Annotated in this window: 15 protein-coding genes; 13 read left to right on the forward strand and 2 right to left on the reverse strand. The window is 52.7% G+C overall.

All coding sequences use genetic code 11. The annotated features are described in order from the left end of the window. Window positions 1-58 precede the first annotated feature (58 nt). The 4 genes from walK (at window position 59) to QW71_RS07990 (ending at window position 4,882) form a co-directional block, all read left to right on the forward strand. Window positions 59-1,816 carry a cell wall metabolism sensor histidine kinase WalK gene (gene walK, locus QW71_RS07975; RefSeq protein WP_373604762.1) on the forward strand — a complete coding sequence of 586 codons (1,758 nt, stop codon included), beginning with the start codon at window positions 59-61 and terminating at the stop codon, window positions 1,814-1,816. After that, window positions 1,813-3,105, forward strand: a complete 1,293-nt coding sequence (locus QW71_RS07980) for a YycH family regulatory protein (protein WP_039295859.1) — start codon at window positions 1,813-1,815, stop codon at window positions 3,103-3,105. Before walK ends, QW71_RS07980 begins: the two co-directional genes overlap by 4 nt. Window positions 3,106-3,318: 213 nt before the next feature. Further along, on the forward strand, window positions 3,319-4,059 hold the full coding sequence (yycI, locus tag QW71_RS07985) for a two-component system regulatory protein YycI (RefSeq protein ID WP_039295862.1): 741 nt from the start codon (window positions 3,319-3,321) through the stop codon (window positions 4,057-4,059). Window positions 4,060-4,075: 16 nt separating this feature from the next. Further along, window positions 4,076-4,882, forward strand: a complete 807-nt coding sequence (locus QW71_RS07990) for an MBL fold metallo-hydrolase (RefSeq protein WP_039295865.1) — start codon at window positions 4,076-4,078, stop codon at window positions 4,880-4,882. On the opposite strand, the gene QW71_RS07995 is transcribed toward QW71_RS07990, so the two are convergent. Further along, window positions 4,851-5,057 carry a hypothetical protein gene (locus tag QW71_RS07995; RefSeq protein ID WP_039295868.1) on the reverse strand — a complete coding sequence of 69 codons (207 nt, stop codon included), beginning with the start codon at window positions 5,055-5,057 and terminating at the stop codon, window positions 4,851-4,853. The two genes, QW71_RS07990 and QW71_RS07995, sit on opposite strands and share 32 nt — an antisense overlap. 384 nt (window positions 5,058-5,441) lie before the next feature. On the opposite strand from QW71_RS07995, the gene QW71_RS08000 reads away from it, so the two are divergent. The 7 genes from QW71_RS08000 (at window position 5,442) to cydC (ending at window position 13,795) form a co-directional block, all read left to right on the forward strand. Continuing rightward, on the forward strand, window positions 5,442-6,689 hold the full coding sequence (locus QW71_RS08000; RefSeq protein WP_039295871.1) for a S1C family serine protease: 1,248 nt from the start codon (window positions 5,442-5,444) through the stop codon (window positions 6,687-6,689). Between the two features lie 394 nt (window positions 6,690-7,083). Next, a complete protein-coding gene (locus QW71_RS08005) occupies window positions 7,084-7,284 on the forward strand; it encodes a cold-shock protein (protein ID WP_019914582.1) in 201 nt (66 codons plus the stop codon). Between the two features lie 92 nt (window positions 7,285-7,376). Beyond that, window positions 7,377-7,607, forward strand: coding sequence for a cold-shock protein (locus QW71_RS08010; protein WP_039295880.1), 231 nt, complete (start codon window positions 7,377-7,379; stop codon window positions 7,605-7,607). 223 nt (window positions 7,608-7,830) lie between these two features. Further along, the gene (locus tag QW71_RS08015) at window positions 7,831-9,219 is read left to right on the forward strand and encodes a cytochrome ubiquinol oxidase subunit I (RefSeq protein WP_039295883.1); all 1,389 of its coding nucleotides are present in this window, start codon (window positions 7,831-7,833) and stop codon (window positions 9,217-9,219) included. Window positions 9,220-9,222: 3 nt separating this feature from the next. Next, entirely contained in the window at window positions 9,223-10,236 is a 1,014-nt protein-coding gene (cydB, locus tag QW71_RS08020) for a cytochrome d ubiquinol oxidase subunit II (protein ID WP_039295886.1), read from the forward strand. Beyond that, window positions 10,236-11,999: a thiol reductant ABC exporter subunit CydD gene (cydD, locus tag QW71_RS08025; RefSeq protein WP_039295889.1), complete on the forward strand. Its 1,764-nt coding sequence runs from the start codon at window positions 10,236-10,238 to the stop codon at window positions 11,997-11,999. The genes cydB and cydD overlap by 1 nt, the downstream gene beginning before the upstream one ends. Continuing rightward, the gene (cydC, locus tag QW71_RS08030) at window positions 11,996-13,795 is read left to right on the forward strand and encodes a thiol reductant ABC exporter subunit CydC (protein ID WP_039295891.1); all 1,800 of its coding nucleotides are present in this window, start codon (window positions 11,996-11,998) and stop codon (window positions 13,793-13,795) included. The genes cydD and cydC overlap by 4 nt, the downstream gene beginning before the upstream one ends. Window positions 13,796-14,156: 361 nt before the next feature. Here the strand turns inward: cydC and QW71_RS08035 are convergent, their stop codons facing one another. After that, window positions 14,157-15,494, reverse strand: a complete 1,338-nt coding sequence (locus tag QW71_RS08035; RefSeq protein WP_039295894.1) for a DUF2252 domain-containing protein — start codon at window positions 15,492-15,494, stop codon at window positions 14,157-14,159. A gap of 187 nt (window positions 15,495-15,681) precedes the next feature. On the opposite strand from QW71_RS08035, the gene QW71_RS08040 reads away from it, so the two are divergent. Together QW71_RS08040 and QW71_RS38480 are read left to right on the forward strand one after the other, a co-directional pair. After that, window positions 15,682-17,466: a M3 family oligoendopeptidase gene (locus tag QW71_RS08040; RefSeq protein WP_039295897.1), complete on the forward strand. Its 1,785-nt coding sequence runs from the start codon at window positions 15,682-15,684 to the stop codon at window positions 17,464-17,466. Between the two features lie 103 nt (window positions 17,467-17,569). After that, on the forward strand, window positions 17,570-17,737 hold the full coding sequence (locus QW71_RS38480; protein ID WP_063776434.1) for a CxxH/CxxC protein: 168 nt from the start codon (window positions 17,570-17,572) through the stop codon (window positions 17,735-17,737). Window positions 17,738-17,759 lie beyond the last annotated feature (22 nt).

Here is a 17,759-nt window from a genome sequence, read left to right on the forward strand (position 1 = left end):
TTTCCGGACGATTCAGGCCAGGCTTATCGTAATTTATGTGCTGCTGATTCTGATTGCGATGCAGCTGATCGGCGTATACTTTGTCAGCTCCATGAAGAATTCTCTGACCGATAATTTCACCAAGGACCTGAAGGCGCGTGCAGAGATGCTCTCGATCCTTACCGCCGACAAGTTCGGGAGTGAGACGGGCACGGCAGATGAAGAATCTGCTGTGGAAAGCCTGCGGGGCATGGTGAACAATCTGTATATTAACGGCGCAGAAATCCAGGTGCTGGATGCGAGCGGCAAGATTATTACCACCTCTGTTCCTTCACAGAATGATTATGTGGGCCGGCGCAATACGCAGACGGTTGTCAGCCGTGCGTTGCAGGGTATCAGTGACAACGAGGAATATATCATCGCGGATGACAACGTGCGCAAGAAGGTTGTGGCCAAGCCGGTGATTTCCGGTGATAAGGTCGTAGGGGCGATCTATATCGCCGCAGATATGAAGGATCTATATGCCACCATGAGCCGGATTAACAGCGTATTCCTCTCGGGGCTGCTGCTGGCGCTCGCGCTGACAGCGGTGCTGGGGGTTATACTCGCGCATACGATTACCCATCCGATAAAAGAAATGACCAAGCATGCCACTGCGGTGGCAGAAGGCCGCTTCAACCGGAAGGTTCCTGTATTCGGCAACGATGAGATTGGCCAGCTGAGCCAGGCATTCAACTATATGACGGACAGACTGCGCGAAGCGCTGTCGCAGAATGAAGAGGAGAAGGAGAAGCTGTCCTCCATCCTCGCGAATATGAGTGATGGCGTGGTAGCGACAGATGAGAGCGGCGCAGTCATTCTGATGAACACCCGCGCCGCCCTGATGCTTGGAGCGGAAGGGCCGCTTCCGGAGGGAGCGCCGCTCGATGAGCTGCTCGGCCTTGACCATGAGCAGTCCGGATCGCTGGCCCAGGGCAATGCGCATTCGTCAATGCTGCATCTGTCTCCGATGGGCGGAGAGGACCCGAATATCGTGCGGGTCACCTTCACCCCGATCCACCGGCGCGAAGGCGGCCGGATTGCCGGGACGATTGCGGTGCTGCAGGATGTCACCGAGCAAGAGAATCTCGAGGAGTCCCGCCGTGAGTTCGTGGCGAATGTATCGCATGAGCTGCGGACGCCGCTCACGACCATTAAGAGCTATGCGGAGGCGCTGGATGACGGTGCGCTGGATGATCCGCAGCTTGCCGTGCGGTTTGTCGGGGTTATCCGCAACGAAACGGAGCGGATGATCCGTCTGGTCACCGATCTGCTGCATCTGTCACGCCTGGATTCGAAGGAGTCCAGTCTGCGTATTCAGCAGACGGACATCGCCGAGATGCTGGAGGATGTGGCGGACCGCTTCTCCTTCCAGATCCGCCAGAAGCGGATTCATATCAGCACGAGAGTGCATAAGGAGGTAGCCGCTGCCTGGCTGGACCGGGATCAGATTGATCAGGTGCTGGGCAACCTGGTCTCCAATGCCTTGAAATATACGCCTGAAGGCGGGACGATCCGGCTTGAAGCCAGTAAGACTGAGGACGGAATGCTGGCCGTTTCTGTACGCGATTCCGGGATCGGGATTCCGAAGAAAGATATTGAACGCATCTTCGAACGCTTTTACCGGGTCGATAAAGCCCGCTCCCGGAACATGGGCGGAACGGGTCTCGGGCTGTCCATTGCCCGGGAAATTGTCAAGGCGCACGGCGGCTCCATTTCCCTGCAGTCTGAGCTGAATGAAGGCTCTCTGGTAACGTTCACGCTGCCTTTGATGAAGCATAGGGGGAGTGAGGCGTGAAGGAGAAAATCAAGTCATGGATGCTGTTCCTGCTTATACTCGGAAGCCTTGTGGAGAGCTATTACTTAATTTACAGGCTGCCGGGCAGTGATTCGGCGGTATTGTCGGAGAGCCAGTATGTGAAGACCGATATTATGGGACCTAAAGAGAAGGTAGAGAACCTGCTCTACCCGGACAAAATGATCATTCATATGGGAGAGGACAAGCACACGCTTTTCTATCCGAGCTCAACCTTCTATAATCTGATTCTGAACCGGCTGAAGGGGCGCAGCTTCGAGAGCTTCCAGCGCCGCTCCGTGCAGGATTTCGACTGGAATAAGATCCGCAGCGAGAATCCGGGCATTGAGCTGTCCTTCGGGGCAGGCATTCCGGTAACGCTGCTGCAGCGGGTGATGCAGATCTCGCCGGATTCGCTGTTTGAAGGAGAGAGCATCGACCGGATCTGGATTTACAATATCAAGAATGATTCCAAAGCGCATGCCATCTTCTTCAGCACACGCGGTGATATTGTGTATGAGGCGGCCAAAGCCGACCTGACGGTTCAGGACGTGCAGCAGCATGTGGACTTCGGCAAGAATCTGACGCCTTATACCGCTGTGAACGGCGAGTATTATGTCCCGGAAGCAGCAATTCCGCTGGTTGAGGTAGTGATGCCTGCGGGTATGTATACCATTGAGCAAATGCAGAGCACTCTGTTCTTCGATGCAGGCAGCACAAGATATATTCCTGAGAAGGACGGCTCCAAAATCTACACCGACAGCAAACGCAGCCTGCAGGTGGACCAGGAGCAGAACTGGATGAGCTATAGTGATCCTGCAGCACTTCCGGACGGGGACAGCACACCGGCGAAGGATGCGCTGGAGGCGGTGGAATTCGTCAATAACCATGGCGGCTGGAACGGAACCTATAGGCTGGCTGCGACTGAAGAAGGCCGGCAGGACCGCAAGGTGTCCTTTCAGCAATATTACGGTGCCTATCCATCTGGTTCCTATCCGATTATGAGTAATCCTCAGCTCCAGTACGGTGTGATCCATCTGGAGCTGCAGCAGGGGACTGTATCCTCTTATGAGCGCTCCCTGATGTATATGGATGAAGAGAAGTCCGAGAAAACCATTGTTGAGTTGTCCGGGGGTGAAGTGCTGAAGCAGCGGCTGACCCAGATCGGCAGCTCCTTGCGGGTTACCGATCTGACGCCCGCCTATATGCCTACGCTGACTGAGGAGAAGCTGCAGCTTCGTCCGGTCTGGCGCGTGACGCTCAGCGACGGCAGTGTACTGACGTTGAATTAGATTAGAGGAAAGCAAAGCTGATTTAACAAAAGGCGTGGAGGATCGAAGGGGGATTTTGGAACTGTAGGAGCGGTAGCGACCGCCTTTGTCTGCGGATTTCCACCGCGAAAAGCGGTTGAATTAAAGAAATCTGTAGACGGGCAGCGGCCGGAAGTCCAAATATTCACCGTAGTGACGTCTTAGCCTTACGTTGTTATCTGAGGAGGAAACGGTATGGACTGGGGAAGAGCCAAAAGTGTATTAATCTACGCCTTTCTGGTGCTGAATCTGCTGCTATGCTATCAGCTATGGATAGACGTGCGCGATCAGGTCAGCGCGGGGCTTGATTTCACTTCCCTGTCCGCAGAAACGCAGGCGGTGATGGAGGAGAAGGGCATCCGGCTGCTGTGTCCGATTCCGGCTGCCACTCCGCAGCTGCCGGATATCACGTACCGCTACTCCGGAGAAGAGCAGAATGAAGTGCCGGTGAAGCTTAATGAGCCGATCGACAGCAAGCTGATGTATTCCTCATTCTCCGAGCTGAGCAGTCTGCTGGAGAGCCAGATTACAGATATCGCGAATTACCGCTTTGATTCACAGGAGAGCGAGGTGGGCAAGTTCGTGCTTCATCCGCTGGTGGACAATAAGTGGTCGCTGTTCAGGGTAAGGCTGGAGCTGATCAACAGCGATCAGAAGATTGTGGCGTACCGCTGGCCGCAGATTGAGATCGGTGCAAGCCGGAGTGATAATCTGCAAAAGGTGCTTCCGGCCTCACAGGCGCTCAGCAGCCTGATCGAGAAGTATTTTCCGGCCGATTCTGCGGTGAAGGAGATTGAGCTTGGCTATTACGGCGAATTGTTCAATTCCGAGAGTCAGGTGGCTTCGCCGATGTGGCGGTTTATGCTGGAGAACGGCAGTGCCTATTACGTGGATGCGATAAGTGCGGACATTATCAGTCCCAAGACAACAGAGTAGAAGGAGCAGGAGAGATATGGGGATTTCATTTACAGTACTGTCCAGCGGTTCTACCGGGAATGTGACGGTGGTGCGTAACGGCGAGACCACGCTTATGATCGATGCGGGCCTTAGCGCCAAACGGATAGATGAGCTGCTGGCGATGCGTGAGCTGACAGGAGCAGAGTTAGACGGGATTCTTGTGACCCATGAGCATTCCGATCATATTAAAGGGCTTGGGGCGATGGCGCGCAAATATGATCTTCCGATCTATGCGAATACCAATACCTGGGGAGCGATAGAGAAGGGGATCGGCAAGATTCCCGAGCATAACCGGGTCATTATGGAAACCGGGCAGCACCGGGATTTCGGCAGTATGCGGGTAGAGTCGTTCGCGATTTCCCATGATGCGGCGGAACCGGTAGCCTACAATTTCTATGACGGAAAAGAGAAGCTATGCGTAGCCACAGACCTCGGGTATGTCAGCGACAAGGTAAGGACGGCAATATCGGATGCCGATGTGCTCGTGCTGGAATCGAATCATGATATTGAGATGCTGCGGATGGGACGTTACCCGTGGAATACGAAGCGGCGGATTCTTGGCGATCTGGGGCATCTGTCCAATGAGGCAGCGGGAGCAGCGCTCAGCGAGATTCTGACGGGGCGGACCAAACGTACCTATCTGGCTCATTTGAGCAGGGACCACAACATGATGGATCTGGCAAAAATGTCCGTACGCGGGGCAATGGAGGACCGGGGCTGCTTCTTCAAAGACAACGAGTTCAGGCTCTGTGACACCTATTATGACCGGCCTACGCCATGGGATAAGGTGAGCCAGTCATAAGGCGGTCCACTTCAGTGATTTTGTGCTCCAGCTCCTGGCGGGAGAACAGCCCTTTGTCAATCAGCAGCTCGATCATCGCACTTTGGACAAGAATCAGGTGGTAGTGTTCATCCTTAAGATCACCCAGCTTGCCGATAAACTGTACCAGATCCATACTTGTTGAGAATGACTCCATAGTCCGGCCCTCCTTTTGAAATGGATTGTAGCGGGAATGTAAAAAATTCGCATCTTTTTAACACAGAAAAAATGTGGGCGGTGCTGCTGCCTGTGATACAATCATATAGAACGTTCCTTTAAGTTATGAGCTGTTGCCGCTTCTAATTCTAGTGTAGTCTTTTAGGTTGCAAAATATTCCGGATACAAGCTTATATACTTTTTAGTAGGTTGCAAGAATAGGAGAGCCCCCATTGCGCTTAGAACCCACAGGAATGTGGTGAATGAATCAAGTGAAACCTTTTAGCACTTTGTGAAGTCTAAGAGATATAGCGGTTAAGCTCGGGCGTGGTTGCTTGGCGTTCAGGTCTTGAATGCGGTGGCAATAGAGGGGAGAGGATTTAACGTGGGATTGTTTGATGATGATTTCTATTCAACCAAGGTGTCGCGGCGCAGAGCCGGCAAACAGGGTACCTCCAAAGGATACGCCGAAGGGAAATGGTCTGTCCGCAGGTCACGGCGTTCGCTGGCAACATGGCAGGTATCGCTGATCAGCTCCGTATGCAGTGCGGTTGTGGCTGTATTGCTGTTCAGTCTGGTTACGGGACAGCTCACCGAGGAGAAAGCACAGGCCCCGGCAGTCATTGACAAGGTGGCTGTGAGCAGTGCGGATCCGTTTGACCGGATTATTCAGGCTGCTGCGCTTGTCCGCCCGGCGGCAGTAAGCATCATTAACCATAAGGAAGACAACAAGGAACTTAATATTCTCGATGAGTCTGCATTAGGATCGGGAGTTATCTATAAAAAAGATGAAGATAAGGCATATATCATTACCAATAATCATGTGATTGAAGGCTCCAGCAAGCTGGAGGTGGTTACCGTGGATGGTGTGACCCGCAAGGCAGAGCTGGTCGGTGCCGACAAGGTGAGTGATATCGCAGTGCTCTCTATTGATTCCAAAGGTATCAACACGGTTGCGCAGATCGGGGATTCCTCCAAACTGCGTCTGGGTGAGACGGTCATTGCGATCGGCAACCCGCTGGGCCTCGGCGATACGCTGACCTCTGGCATTGTGAGCAATACAGAGCGGACGATCCCGGTATCTCTGAACCAGGATGGGGTATACGACTGGGAGCAGGAGGTTATCCAGACCGATGCTGCCATTAATGAAGGCAACAGCGGGGGTGCACTGGTTGACCTGGACGGCAAAGTGATCGGCATCAACACGATGAAGATTTCGGATACGGGTGTGGAGGGGCTGGGATTCGCGATTCCTGCTAACCATGTAATGGAGACAGCGGATGAGCTTGCGGCTAACGGGAAAATTGCCCGTTCCTACCTGGGCGTGTACTCTGTGGATTTGAATAATCCGTATGTACCGCTTGCTGAAGACCAGCGCAAAGAGCTTAACCTTCCAACTACGGTAACCGACGGGGTTGTAGTATTGGATGCAGTGGGTCCGGCAAAGGATGCAGGCCTGCAATTCAATGATGTAATTACCAAGTTCGATGATAAGTCAATTACATCCACCTTGTCCCTGCGCAAGTATCTGTACGACCATACCAAGATCGGCGATGATCTGCAAATTACATTTTACCGCAATGGTGAAGTGAAGCAGGTGACGGTACAGCTTCTTGAGAAACCCGAGGAATAAAACCGGAAGCGGCCGTATATAATAATAAGGCAGTCAGGATAACGGAAACGGTTCATGCCGTCCTTTTATGCAAAATTTAAGAGGACGGAGCCCGTTTCAAGTCCAAATTAATGGGGTAAACAATGATATCGGCTATAAATATTACTATTTAGACCAACTGGTAACCCTTACATTGGGAAGAAGACCTTATAAGGGAAAAAACGGAGAAATTCGGATAGGACAGCTTGCCTTTGTTAATAAGGTGTGGTAACATGAAATTATTCATACAATTGATACCTAATTCTCGCATTGAAAAGGGCTGTCAAATGAATCACAACCTTTCTCAATGTGTGAATTTTTTCTTTGTCTGAAGATAAAAAGAACATATTAATTTAAATTTGTGGAGGTAACACACATGCAAACAGGTACAGTTAAATGGTTCAACGCAGAAAAAGGATTCGGTTTCATCGAAGTTGAAGGCGGAAGCGACGTATTCGTTCACTTCAGCGCAATCACTGGCGACGGCTTCAAAACTTTGGACGAAGGCCAACGCGTTGAATTCAACGTTGTTCAAGGCAACCGCGGACCACAAGCCGAAAACGTTGTAAAACTGTAATTAATAGAAGGTACCGTCCCCGCTTGTGAAAGTTGGGACGGTCTTTTTTTATCGTTACTCAGCTTGTAACATAAAGGAAGGGAGGAACGGCAATGAACTACCGGAAGAAGCCTTTGGAGGAAGTACCGGAAGAAAATACCGCAATATGGGCCTGTACCAACGATGGATGTAACGGATGGATGAGGGATAATTTCGCATTTGAGCATGCGCCTTCTTGCCGTCTCTGTCATTCCCCGATGGTTCGTAGCATGAAGATGCTGCCGCAATTGCTTAATTCGAATGGCGATCTCAAATCGCTTAAGAAAGGTATTTCCATTACCTAAACCAATGCCTTTATGAACCAAGACAACTATAAATGATGGACAAATCCAAGACGGTGAAACCGTCTTATTTTTTTTGCTTTCTAACCGTAATATTGTGATATTTGTCACAAATTTATTGAATTTCATGCTCGAACAGGGTGTATAATGTGATAATTATCACACTTTAGGCCCTGAAAATTTGACAGAATAGACATATCGAATGGGGAGAAGGAAGGGGAGAAATATGGATACAGTAATACTGTCGCGTATACAATTTGCGTCGACGACGATTTTTCATTATTTCTTTGTGCCGGTATCGATCGGACTAGCGCTCTTAATTGCTATTATGGAGACCATGTACGTTAGAAAAGGCAATGAAGAGTACAAAAGAATGGCGCAGTTCTGGGGGAAGCTGTTCCTCATTAACTTCGCAGTAGGCGTAGTGACAGGGATATTGCAGGAGTTCCAGTTCGGAATGAACTGGTCTGACTATTCGCGCTTCGTCGGTGATGTTTTTGGAGCCCCGCTTGCTATTGAAGCCTTATTGGCCTTCTTCCTGGAGTCCACGTTCATCGGAATCTGGATCTTCGGCTGGGATAAGGTATCCAAGCGTATTCATCTATTATCGATTTGGCTGGTAGCCTTCGGAACGATGCTGTCTGCATTCTGGATTCTGGCCGCCAACTCGTTCATGCAGCATCCGGTAGGTTTCCAGATCAACAACGGACGGGCTGAAATGAATGATATCTTCGCACTGATTACAAACGGTCAGCTGCTGGTGGAGTTCCCGCATACAGTGCTTGCCGCATACGCTACAGGAGCCTTCCTGGTAACGGGGATCAGTGCTTATAAATTGCTCAAGAAGCAGGATGTTGCCTTTTTCCGTAAATCGTTCGAGATCGCGGCAATTGTCGGTATCATCTCTTCATTTGGCGTAGCTGTAGCCGGACATGCCCAAGCACAGTATCTGGTTGAAACACAGCCGATGAAGATGGCCGCATCCGAAGGGCTATGGGGCGAGAGCGGTGACCCGGCACCTTGGACGATTTTTGCTAATATCGATACAGAGAATCAGACCAGCAGCGGAGAGGTGCAGATTCCGTATCTGCTCAGCTTCCTGTCTTACAGTAAATTCTCCGGTGAAGTTAAGGGTATGCTGGAGCTCCAGAAGGAGTACGAATTAGCGTATGGACCTGGAGATTATATCCCGCCTGTCAAAACAACCTTCTGGAGCTTCCGGATCATGGTTGCGGCAGGCTCGCTAATGATTGCGCTTGGCGTGTATGCCATCTACCTCATGTGGCGCAAGAAGATGGACAAACCGAATACCTGGTTCATGCGGTTCATGTTCTGGGGACTACTGCTTCCGCCGATTGCCAACACGTCAGGCTGGATTATGACGGAGATCGGGCGGCAGCCATGGACAGTATTCGGACTTATGACTACGGAAGACAGTGTATCACCTAATATTACAAGCGGACAGGTGCTGTTCTCGGTGATTTCGTTTACCGCAATCTATGCCATATTGGGTGCGGTAATGATCGGCCTGTTCATCAAGGTTATCAAAAAAGGCCCTTATGCTATGGATAACGAACACGGTGAATCCCACGATCCGTATAACAAGGAGGATTAACCCATGTCACTTAATGAATTATGGTTTCTGCTGATTGCGGTGCTGTTTGTCGGGTTCTTCTTCCTTGAAGGCTTTGACTTCGGTGTAGGGATGGAGACGCAGATTCTGGCCAAGAATGATACAGAGCGCCGGGTACTGATTAATTCCATCGGGCCGTTCTGGGATGCGAATGAGGTATGGCTGATTACGGGAGCAGGCGCGATGTTTGCCGCCTTCCCGCATTGGTATGCGACGCTGTTCAGCGGATTCTACATCCCATTCGTGTTCGCTCTGCTGGCACTGATTGCCCGCGGTGTTGCCTTTGAATTCAGAGGTAAACGCGATTCGAAGACGTGGCAGAAAACCTGGGATGTCTGCATCTTCTTCGGCAGCTTCCTGCCGCCGTTCCTGCTGGCTGTGGTGTTTGCCAGCTTCATCAAAGGCTTGCCGATTGACGGGGATATGCAGATGTATGCCGGTTTCTTCGATATCGTAAATGCCTATACAGTTGTAGCGGGAATTACAGTAGTTCTGCTGTGTCTGGTACATGGACTGATGTTCACTACGCTCCGCACTCTGGGAGACTTGCAGGAGCGGGCCCGTAAGCTGGCCCAGAAACTGCTGATTCCTCTGGCAGTGCTGCTGGTGGCCTTCGTTATAATGACGTACAATATGACAGATATCTTCGATAAACGCGGAACCCTGCTATGGATTGTAGTTGCTCTGGGCGTAGTCGCTTATCTGCTCTCCGGATACTTTATGACCAAGAAGAAGGATGGTTATGCCTTCGGAATGACCGGGGCGGTAATGGCGCTGTCGGTAGCTTCGATCTTCATCGGACTGTTCCCGCGGGTCATGATCAGCTCGCTGGATCAGGCGTTCAACCTGACGATTACGAATGCGGCTTCCGGCCACTATTCACTGAAGGTAATGACGATCGTGGCGCTGACCTTGCTGCCATTCGTGCTTGGTTATCAGATCTGGAGTTATTTCATCTTCCACAAACGGGTTCACGAGAAGGAGCATCTTGAATACTAATGGATAAAAATTTGCTTGGGTACAAAGGAGTAAAGCCTGTCTTTCTGATTGTCGGCTTCCTTACCCTGGTGCAAAGCCTGTCCATTCTTCTGCTGGCTAAATCGCTGGCTGAAGTTGTCTCTGCGCTGTTTGCGGGAGAACCGCTGAAGGAACAAGGGGCTAAATCGCTCTTGTTCCTTCTTGCGTTTCTCGTGCGCCATGCCTGTGCCATGCTGATGAGCCGCACATCTTACCGCTTCGCGGAAGCTACCGGCAGCAGCATGCGGAGACAAATGATGGACAAGCTGTTCCAGCTGGGACCGAGGCTGGCAGGTGACCGGGGAACCGGGAATGTGGTCACACTTGTGCTTGAAGGAGTAACCAAGTTCCGCACCTACCTGGAACTGATTATTCCGCGGATGGTCGGTATGGCGGTAACACCGGCTCTGCTGCTTGTCTATGTATATACCCAGGATACGTCCAGCGGTGTCATTCTTACCTTAACGATGCCGATCATCATTGTCTTCATGATTCTGATCGGTATGACGGCCCGCAAGCAGATGGACCGTCAGTTGAAGTCCTATCGTACGCTTTCCAATCATTTCGTGGATTCGCTGCGTGGGCTGGAAACCCTGAAATTCCTTGGACGCAGCCGCAGCCATAGCGAGAGTATTGCAACGGTCAGCGACCGCTACCGCTCGGCCACGATGCGTACGCTGCGCGTGGCTTTCCTGTCTTCATTCGCAATGGACTTCTTCACCATGCTGTCGGTGGCATCGGTAGCGGTTAGCCTCGGACTGCGTCTGGTCAATGAGCAGATGACACTGGTTACGGGGTTAACGATCCTGATTCTGGCCCCGGAATATTTCCTGCCGGTGCGGCTGGTGGGCGCGGACTTCCATGCCACACTCGACGGCAAGGAGGCCGGAGAGGCGATGAAGAGTATTATTGACCGTGAGGCCGTGCAGGCGAAGCTGCTGGAGCCGGGGGAACAGGAAGCTATACAGGGTGGCAAGGCTCCGGGAGCGTTTTTCACGTGGAACAATAACAGCTCTTTACGGCTTAACGAAGTTAGTGTCAAATATGAAGAAGAAGGTGCATCCTCGCTCGAAGAGGTAAAGCTTGAATTCAAAGGATATGCGAAGATCGGCATTATCGGGGAGAGCGGAGCGGGCAAGTCTACACTCGTGGATATCCTGGGCGGCTTCCTTCATCCGACCTCCGGCAATATCACGATTAACGGAAATGGGGTCAGTGCACTTACGGATGAGGAGTGGCGTAAGCAGACTGCTTATATCCCGCAGCGTCCTTACATCTTCAGCGGCACACTGGCTGACAATGTGCGGTTCTATTATCCGGAGGCTACACAGGAAGCTGTTGCGGCTGCACTGGAGTCTGCCGGATTATCGAAGCTGATATCCTCGCTGCCTGGCGGCTTGGATGAAATGATCGGCGGCGGCGGACGTTCGCTCAGCGGCGGACAAGAGCAGCGTGTGGCACTGGCCCGTGCTCTCTTGAGCAGCCGCCCGGTTATGCTGCTGGATGAGCCGACGGCTCACTTGGATATTGAGACAGAATATGAGCTGAAAGAAACGATGCTGCCGCTGTTCGAAGGCAAGCTGGTATTCCTGGCTACGCACCGCCTGCACTGGATGACCGACATGGATCTGATTGTCGTCATGCAGCAGGGACGGGTAGCCGAAGTCGGCACACACAGTGAGCTGACAGCCCGTAAGGGTGCTTACTATGAGCTTATTCAAAGTCAATTGGAGGGAATCCATTGAAACGTGAAGGATGGTTTGCTCCCTATTACTCTGCCTACTTCTGGCGGTTCGTGCTGATCATTGCCTTAGGCGCACTGACGATCTTCTCGGCGTCTTCCCTGATGTATACCTCAGGTTTCCTGATCTCGAAGGCATCGATTCCGCCGGAAAATATACTGATGATCTATGTGCCAATTGTCGGCGTGCGCACCTTCGGAACCAGCCGGGCCGTCATCCACTATGTGGAGCGGCTTGTGGGGCATGATACCATTCTGCGCATTCTCTCGAAGATGCGTATCCGGCTCTACAATATTCTGGAGCCGCAGGCCTTGTTCCTGTCCTCGCGCTTCCGGACCGGGGATATTCTCGGCATGCTGGCCGACGATATCGAATATCTGCAGAATGTGTATCTCCGCACGGTCTTCCCGAGCATCATTGCGCTTCTGATCTATGCAGTAGCCGTTATTTCGCTCGGCACGTTTGATCTGGCGTTCGCCCTGCTTATGGGCCTGTACATGCTGATCCTGGTGGCCGTATTGCCGCTGATCTCCCTGCTGTTCACCCAGAAGCGTCAGCGTCAGGTGAAGCAGGAGCGCAACCGGCTGTATCAGAAGCTGACCGATGCCGTGCTGGGTCTGGGCGACTGGGTAATCAGCGGACGGCAGAGCCAGTTCGTCGACACTTATGAGGCCGACGAACAGACCGTCGCCCGGACGGACGGTGCGCTGCGGCGCTGGGCGCGGCTGCGGATGTTCATCGGCCAAGCCGTTGTCGGGCTTGGCGTGCTGTCCCTGCTCTACTGGGCAGGCGGACAGTATGCCGATGGAGCGATTGCCGGAACGCTGATTGCCGCGTTCGTGCTGGTCGTCTTCCCGGTAGCGGATGCCTTCCTGCCCGTATCGGAGGCCGTGGAGAAAATTCCGCAATACCGGAATTCACTGGAGCGTCTGAATGGGGTAGAAGCAGCGGAGGGAGCTGTGCCGCCCGCGGCCGAAGCAGCCAAGAATGCAGAAGCCAAAGCGAAGGCGGCTGCCGCTGTGCAGGCGATTCAGGCCAGCGGGCAGGCCCATATTGAACTGAAGTCGGCGGGCTACCGCTATGCGGCGGGAGACGACTGGTCAGTGCAGAATATGGCGCTGGACCTGCCGCAGGGCCGGAAGGTTGCCGTGATCGGCCGCAGCGGAGCCGGTAAATCGACGCTGCTCAAGATGGTGCAAGGCGTAATCACGCCAACCATCGGCTCCGCGACGATTAACGGAATTGACGCTGCGGCTTACGGTGAGCAGATTCCGCAGCTCATCGCCGTGTTGAACCAGAGCCCGCATCTGTTCGACACCACGGTGGCGAACAATATCCGGCTCGGGGACCCGGGGGCTTCGGAGGCAGCGGTTAAGCAGGCGGCAGCCCTGGCGAAGCTGGATCCATTGATCTCTTCGCTGCCGGAGGGCTATAACACTCCGGTACGCGAAGCAGGGCAGCGCTTCTCCGGCGGAGAGCGCCAGCGGATGGCACTGGCCCGTATTCTGCTGCAGAATACGCCGGTCGTTGTGCTCGATGAGCCGACGGTAGGCCTTGACCCGCGCACGGAGCGCGAGCTGCTGGCCACCATGTTCGAGGCGATGGCGGGCAAGACGCTGATCTGGGTTACCCATCATCTGGTGGGTGCGGAGCAGATGGACGAGGTGATTTTCATGGAGAATGGCCTGGTGGAGATGCGCGGCACCCATGCGGAGCTGATGGAGCGGGAACCGCGTTACCGCAAGCTGTATGAGCTGGACCGGCCGAGCCAATTCATGAATGCGGCGGCTGATAAATAAATATGGATAGATCAAGAAGCTCTCTCCGCCCGGTTGCCGGGTAGAGAGAGCTTCTTTGATGTAGGGATTACTGTATAATGTGCAATTAAAAACAGCGATGAGGTGTACTTGCAGACTATAACTGTAGTTCATACAACTAAATCAGCCCGAATTCGTTAATGCGGTCATTATAAGGCCGCTTAAGTGTACAGATTACAATTAAACGGATGCCGGGGGCGGAAAACAGACCTTTTAGTTGTACGAAGTGCAGTTAAGCGCAACAGATGTACCGAAAATGGGATATCTGTATATCAGTTGCGCTTCAGCAAGCGATTGTACAAAGTAGAATTCACTGCGATTAATCTGAGGTAGTACCCGCCCGTTATATACCGTACTGCTCCGACACCCAATCCGCGAACATGGCATAGTCTTTCTCTACCTGCCCGGCATAGCCGTAAGCCCACTCTGCGATATAACGGGCAAAGGCATCAGAATCGGGACCCATGGCCTTGGCGATCTCCTGCTCACTGTGATAGTCGAGAATACCCTTGTCGACATCGGCATCGGCGCGGGCATGCATTTTGGCGGTCAGGCTGCCCATCTGCTGGATAACTACGGTCAGCTCGTCCATGTCTGCGATATTCTCCAGCTTCAGACTTTTTTTGTACGGGGAACGCTCTCTGACATAGAACTCCCGGCCGTCCATCGTTAAGAAGCCGAGGTAGGGATCAGCCTTGTGGTGCATCGCCTGCTGGGTCGCGGATACACGTTTGCCCTGATGGGCAAAGGATTGCCAGAACGAGTCCGAGTAGGGAAGGAAATAGGCGGGAACGGGAACACGGACTTCTTTTACCTCGAGTACAGTATCGTCGGTTCCGGCCTGCTCCATGCCGCCTTCAATGAGAATATAATAGCGGTCCAGTCCGATGGAAGCCGTTCCCGAGCCGCGCTTGACCGCGATGTCCTTGATCCGGAAATGCTCCTCGTTCAGGCTGCGTGTAACCACTGTCTGTGTATAGAAGCTCCAGGCCAGCTCCAGCTGTGCCTGCTCGGCAGCTCCGGGAATCAGCAGCTCCGAGGTCTCGAGGAATACCCGGCTGGTCTGCATCTGGGCAGTGACCTTCTCCAGGAAATGACTCTGCCGGCGTTTCTCCAGCTTGCGGAGCAGCTTCTTGACGGGGCCTTTGGCCGTATCCTCATCCAGGACGAAATTTCCGGGGTTGTCTTTACCATCACAAAAGCGGTGAATTTGACGGTAATACGCCTCCGCATAACTTCGGCTCAGCTTAAGCTGTTCTGTCTGACCCATCCCGAGCTGCCTGCCGGCAAGCGCAATACTGACCGCCATCCGCAGCAGATCGTACAGATAAGAGCCGACATACCCCTCGTCAAAATCATTCACATCATACACAATCTCCCCGTCTTCACTACGGAAAGCGCCGAAGTTCTCGAAATGTAGATCCCCTTGAATCCATGTAGGGCGGCTGGGTGAGCTGTGGTAAGGAAAGTACTGCCTTGTCGTGTCAAAATAAAACAGATAGGCGCTGCCCCGGTAGAAGGAAAAGGCATTTTGCGCCATTTTGCTGTATTTCTCCGTTCTCCGGTCAGGAGATAGGGCCATGATGCTGCCGTCGAACTCGTCAAAAATAGAGATCAGCAAATCTTTGCGGAGCTTCGAACGTGTACGTATGACTCCTTCGGTAATAGACTGGTTAACCATGCGGTGCTCCTTTCCGGAAATCGGTTATGGCTTGGTATAGTTGATTATATCTAATATTTCCATGGACTTCTAATTTGGCAGGCGTGATATACTGAAATGGATTTTGCAGCAAGGATTATGGCGGGACGGGGTGGAAGCATGTGAGGATGAATTGTTCCTGCGACTATAGATAAGGGGATGTTAGAAGATGCAATTAACATGGGATCTGGACCGAATCTATCCATCCTTCCAGTCGGAGCAATTTCAGCAGGACCGCAGGCTGGTGGAGACACTTGCCGGGGAGCTGAATACATGGTCAGCCTCGCAGATGAATAACGGGCAGGAAGCTGCCGTTGTAATGGGAGAGTTCCTGAGACAATATAATGCTTATCAACATATATATCTTCGCTTGTTCAGCTACGCGGAATTAAGGTTCAGTGCAGACAGCAGTAATATGGAAGCCGTTAATCTGATGGATGAGCTGGAGGAGGTTACTTACGGTGCGGGTGAAGCTTTAGTCAGCTTCAGCAAATGGCTGGCGAAGGTAAGCGCAGATGAACTGGAGCAGAGTATCGGGTCGAGCGCATATCTGGAGCAGCACGGCTTCTACTTGCGCGAGCTTAAGAGTAAATCAGAGCATTTGCTCAGCGAGGAAGGCGAAGCGGTGATTGCCCGGATGCAGGCGACAGGCTCCAAGGCGTGGGAGCGGCTGTACATGCAGACGCTGTCTACGCTGCGGATCGATGCAGAGCTGGACGGGATGAACCGGAGCTATACGCTTGCGGAGCTGCGCAATCTCGTCTATGATCCCGATCCTGCGGTACGCCGGGCAGCGGCGGAAGCAGAGCACGAAGCCTGCCGCAGGGTAGCGGAGCAGAGTGCAGCCTGCATTAATGCCGTAACAGGGGAGGCTGCGGCCGTCTATGAGCTGAGAGGATATGCTTCACCACTGCATAAAGTGCTGGAAGCATCGCGGATGGATCAGGAGACACTTCAGGTGATGCTTCAGGCCATCGAAGAGAGCCTGCCGGACTTTCGGCGTTATTATGCCAAAAAGGCTGCATTGCTGGGGTATACGGGAGGGCTGCCGTTTTGTGATGTTTTTGCGCCTGTCGGGATGGCGGAAGCTGCTGCGGAGCGCATCACTTATGCTGAGGCCCAGGCGATGATTATTGCCGGCTTCAGCAGGTTCAGCCCGGAGCTTGGCGCGTTCGCCCGTAAGGTGTTTGAGCAGCGCTGGATCGATGCCGAGCCGCGGAGCGGTAAAGGCAACTTCGGGATGTGCGTTGATATTTTCCCGGTTGGGGAGAGCCGGATCATTACCAGCTTCAACGGCAATTATATAGATGTGAGCGTGCTGGCCCACGAGATCGGTCATGCGTACCACAGCAGCCGCCTCAGCGGGGAAACGATGGTTAACACGGAATATCCGGTTCCGATTGCCGAGACGGCTTCGATTTTTTGCGAGAGTCTGATTCATGTGGAGTTGCTTCAGTCTCTGCCTGCGGGTGAAGCGGCTGCCATACTGGAGCGGAGTCTCTCGGATGCCGGGTATTATATCGTTGATTTCTATGCCCGGTATTGCTTCGAGAGCCGGTTATATGCCCGCAGGAAATCCGGTGCTCTGTCTGTGGAGGAGCTGAACGCGCTGATGCTGGAATCCATGCATGCGGCTTACGGTGAAAGTGTGCTGCCGGACTCGATTCATCCTTACCAGTGGATCAGCAAAGCCGGGTATTATATGGCGGGTAATGAGTTCTTGAACTTCCCGTATTCCTTCGGATTATTGTTCTCCAAAGGGCTGTATGCGCAGTACAAGAAGCGGGGCGGGGCCTTCGTAGAACGCTATGAGCAGTTCCTCTCAGCGACCAGTACCCGGAGTATTGCGGATGCCGCAAAGCTGATGGATATCGATGTACATTCACTGTCATTCTGGCAGGATGCGCTCGGGCTGATTGCCGGGGATATTGATAAGTTTACGGGGCGGGAATAAGGCGGGGATTTTGCGCTGCGGAAGGTTCCTTTTTGCCGGGAAATGTGGTAGAACAGTAGTAGAAGTATACACCGAAGCGGCACAGAAAGGGATGCTTGATTGAATGTATGTAGTGTGTAAGGAACACGTAGAGCTGGCCATCGACAAATTTGTGGACGAATACGAGGATGCACCCGATGTAGTGGATCTGAAGGAGACGGAGTTCTCGGACTGGGACCCGCCGGCGAAATGTGCAGAATGCGAGCAGAATGCGGAATATCTGGTGGTCTGAAGGACTGCTGTAATTAAAAACA

The sequence above is a fragment of the Paenibacillus sp. IHB B 3415 genome (assembly GCF_000802655.2).
In the GTDB taxonomy this organism is placed as follows: Bacteria; Bacillota; Bacilli; order Paenibacillales; family Paenibacillaceae; genus Paenibacillus_AQ; species Paenibacillus_AQ phytohabitans.

Coding starts and splice junctions, on each gene's coding strand:
- walK (WP_373604762.1), top strand. CDS start 59: ATGCAGCTGATCGGCGTATACTTTGTCAGCTCCATGAAGAATTCTCTG.
- QW71_RS07990 (WP_039295865.1), top strand. CDS start 4,076: ATGGGGATTTCATTTACAGTACTGTCCAGCGGTTCTACCGGGAATGTG.
- QW71_RS08040 (WP_039295897.1), top strand. CDS start 15,682: ATGCAATTAACATGGGATCTGGACCGAATCTATCCATCCTTCCAGTCG.
- QW71_RS08035 (WP_039295894.1), bottom strand. CDS start 15,494: ATGGTTAACCAGTCTATTACCGAAGGAGTCATACGTACACGTTCGAAG.
- QW71_RS08010 (WP_039295880.1), top strand. CDS start 7,377: ATGAACTACCGGAAGAAGCCTTTGGAGGAAGTACCGGAAGAAAATACC.
- cydD (WP_039295889.1), top strand. CDS start 10,236: ATGGATAAAAATTTGCTTGGGTACAAAGGAGTAAAGCCTGTCTTTCTG.
- QW71_RS08005 (WP_019914582.1), top strand. CDS start 7,084: ATGCAAACAGGTACAGTTAAATGGTTCAACGCAGAAAAAGGATTCGGT.
- yycI (WP_039295862.1), top strand. CDS start 3,319: ATGGACTGGGGAAGAGCCAAAAGTGTATTAATCTACGCCTTTCTGGTG.
- QW71_RS07995 (WP_039295868.1), bottom strand. CDS start 5,057: ATGGAGTCATTCTCAACAAGTATGGATCTGGTACAGTTTATCGGCAAG.
- QW71_RS38480 (WP_063776434.1), top strand. CDS start 17,570: ATGTATGTAGTGTGTAAGGAACACGTAGAGCTGGCCATCGACAAATTT.
- QW71_RS08015 (WP_039295883.1), top strand. CDS start 7,831: ATGGATACAGTAATACTGTCGCGTATACAATTTGCGTCGACGACGATT.
- cydB (WP_039295886.1), top strand. CDS start 9,223: ATGTCACTTAATGAATTATGGTTTCTGCTGATTGCGGTGCTGTTTGTC.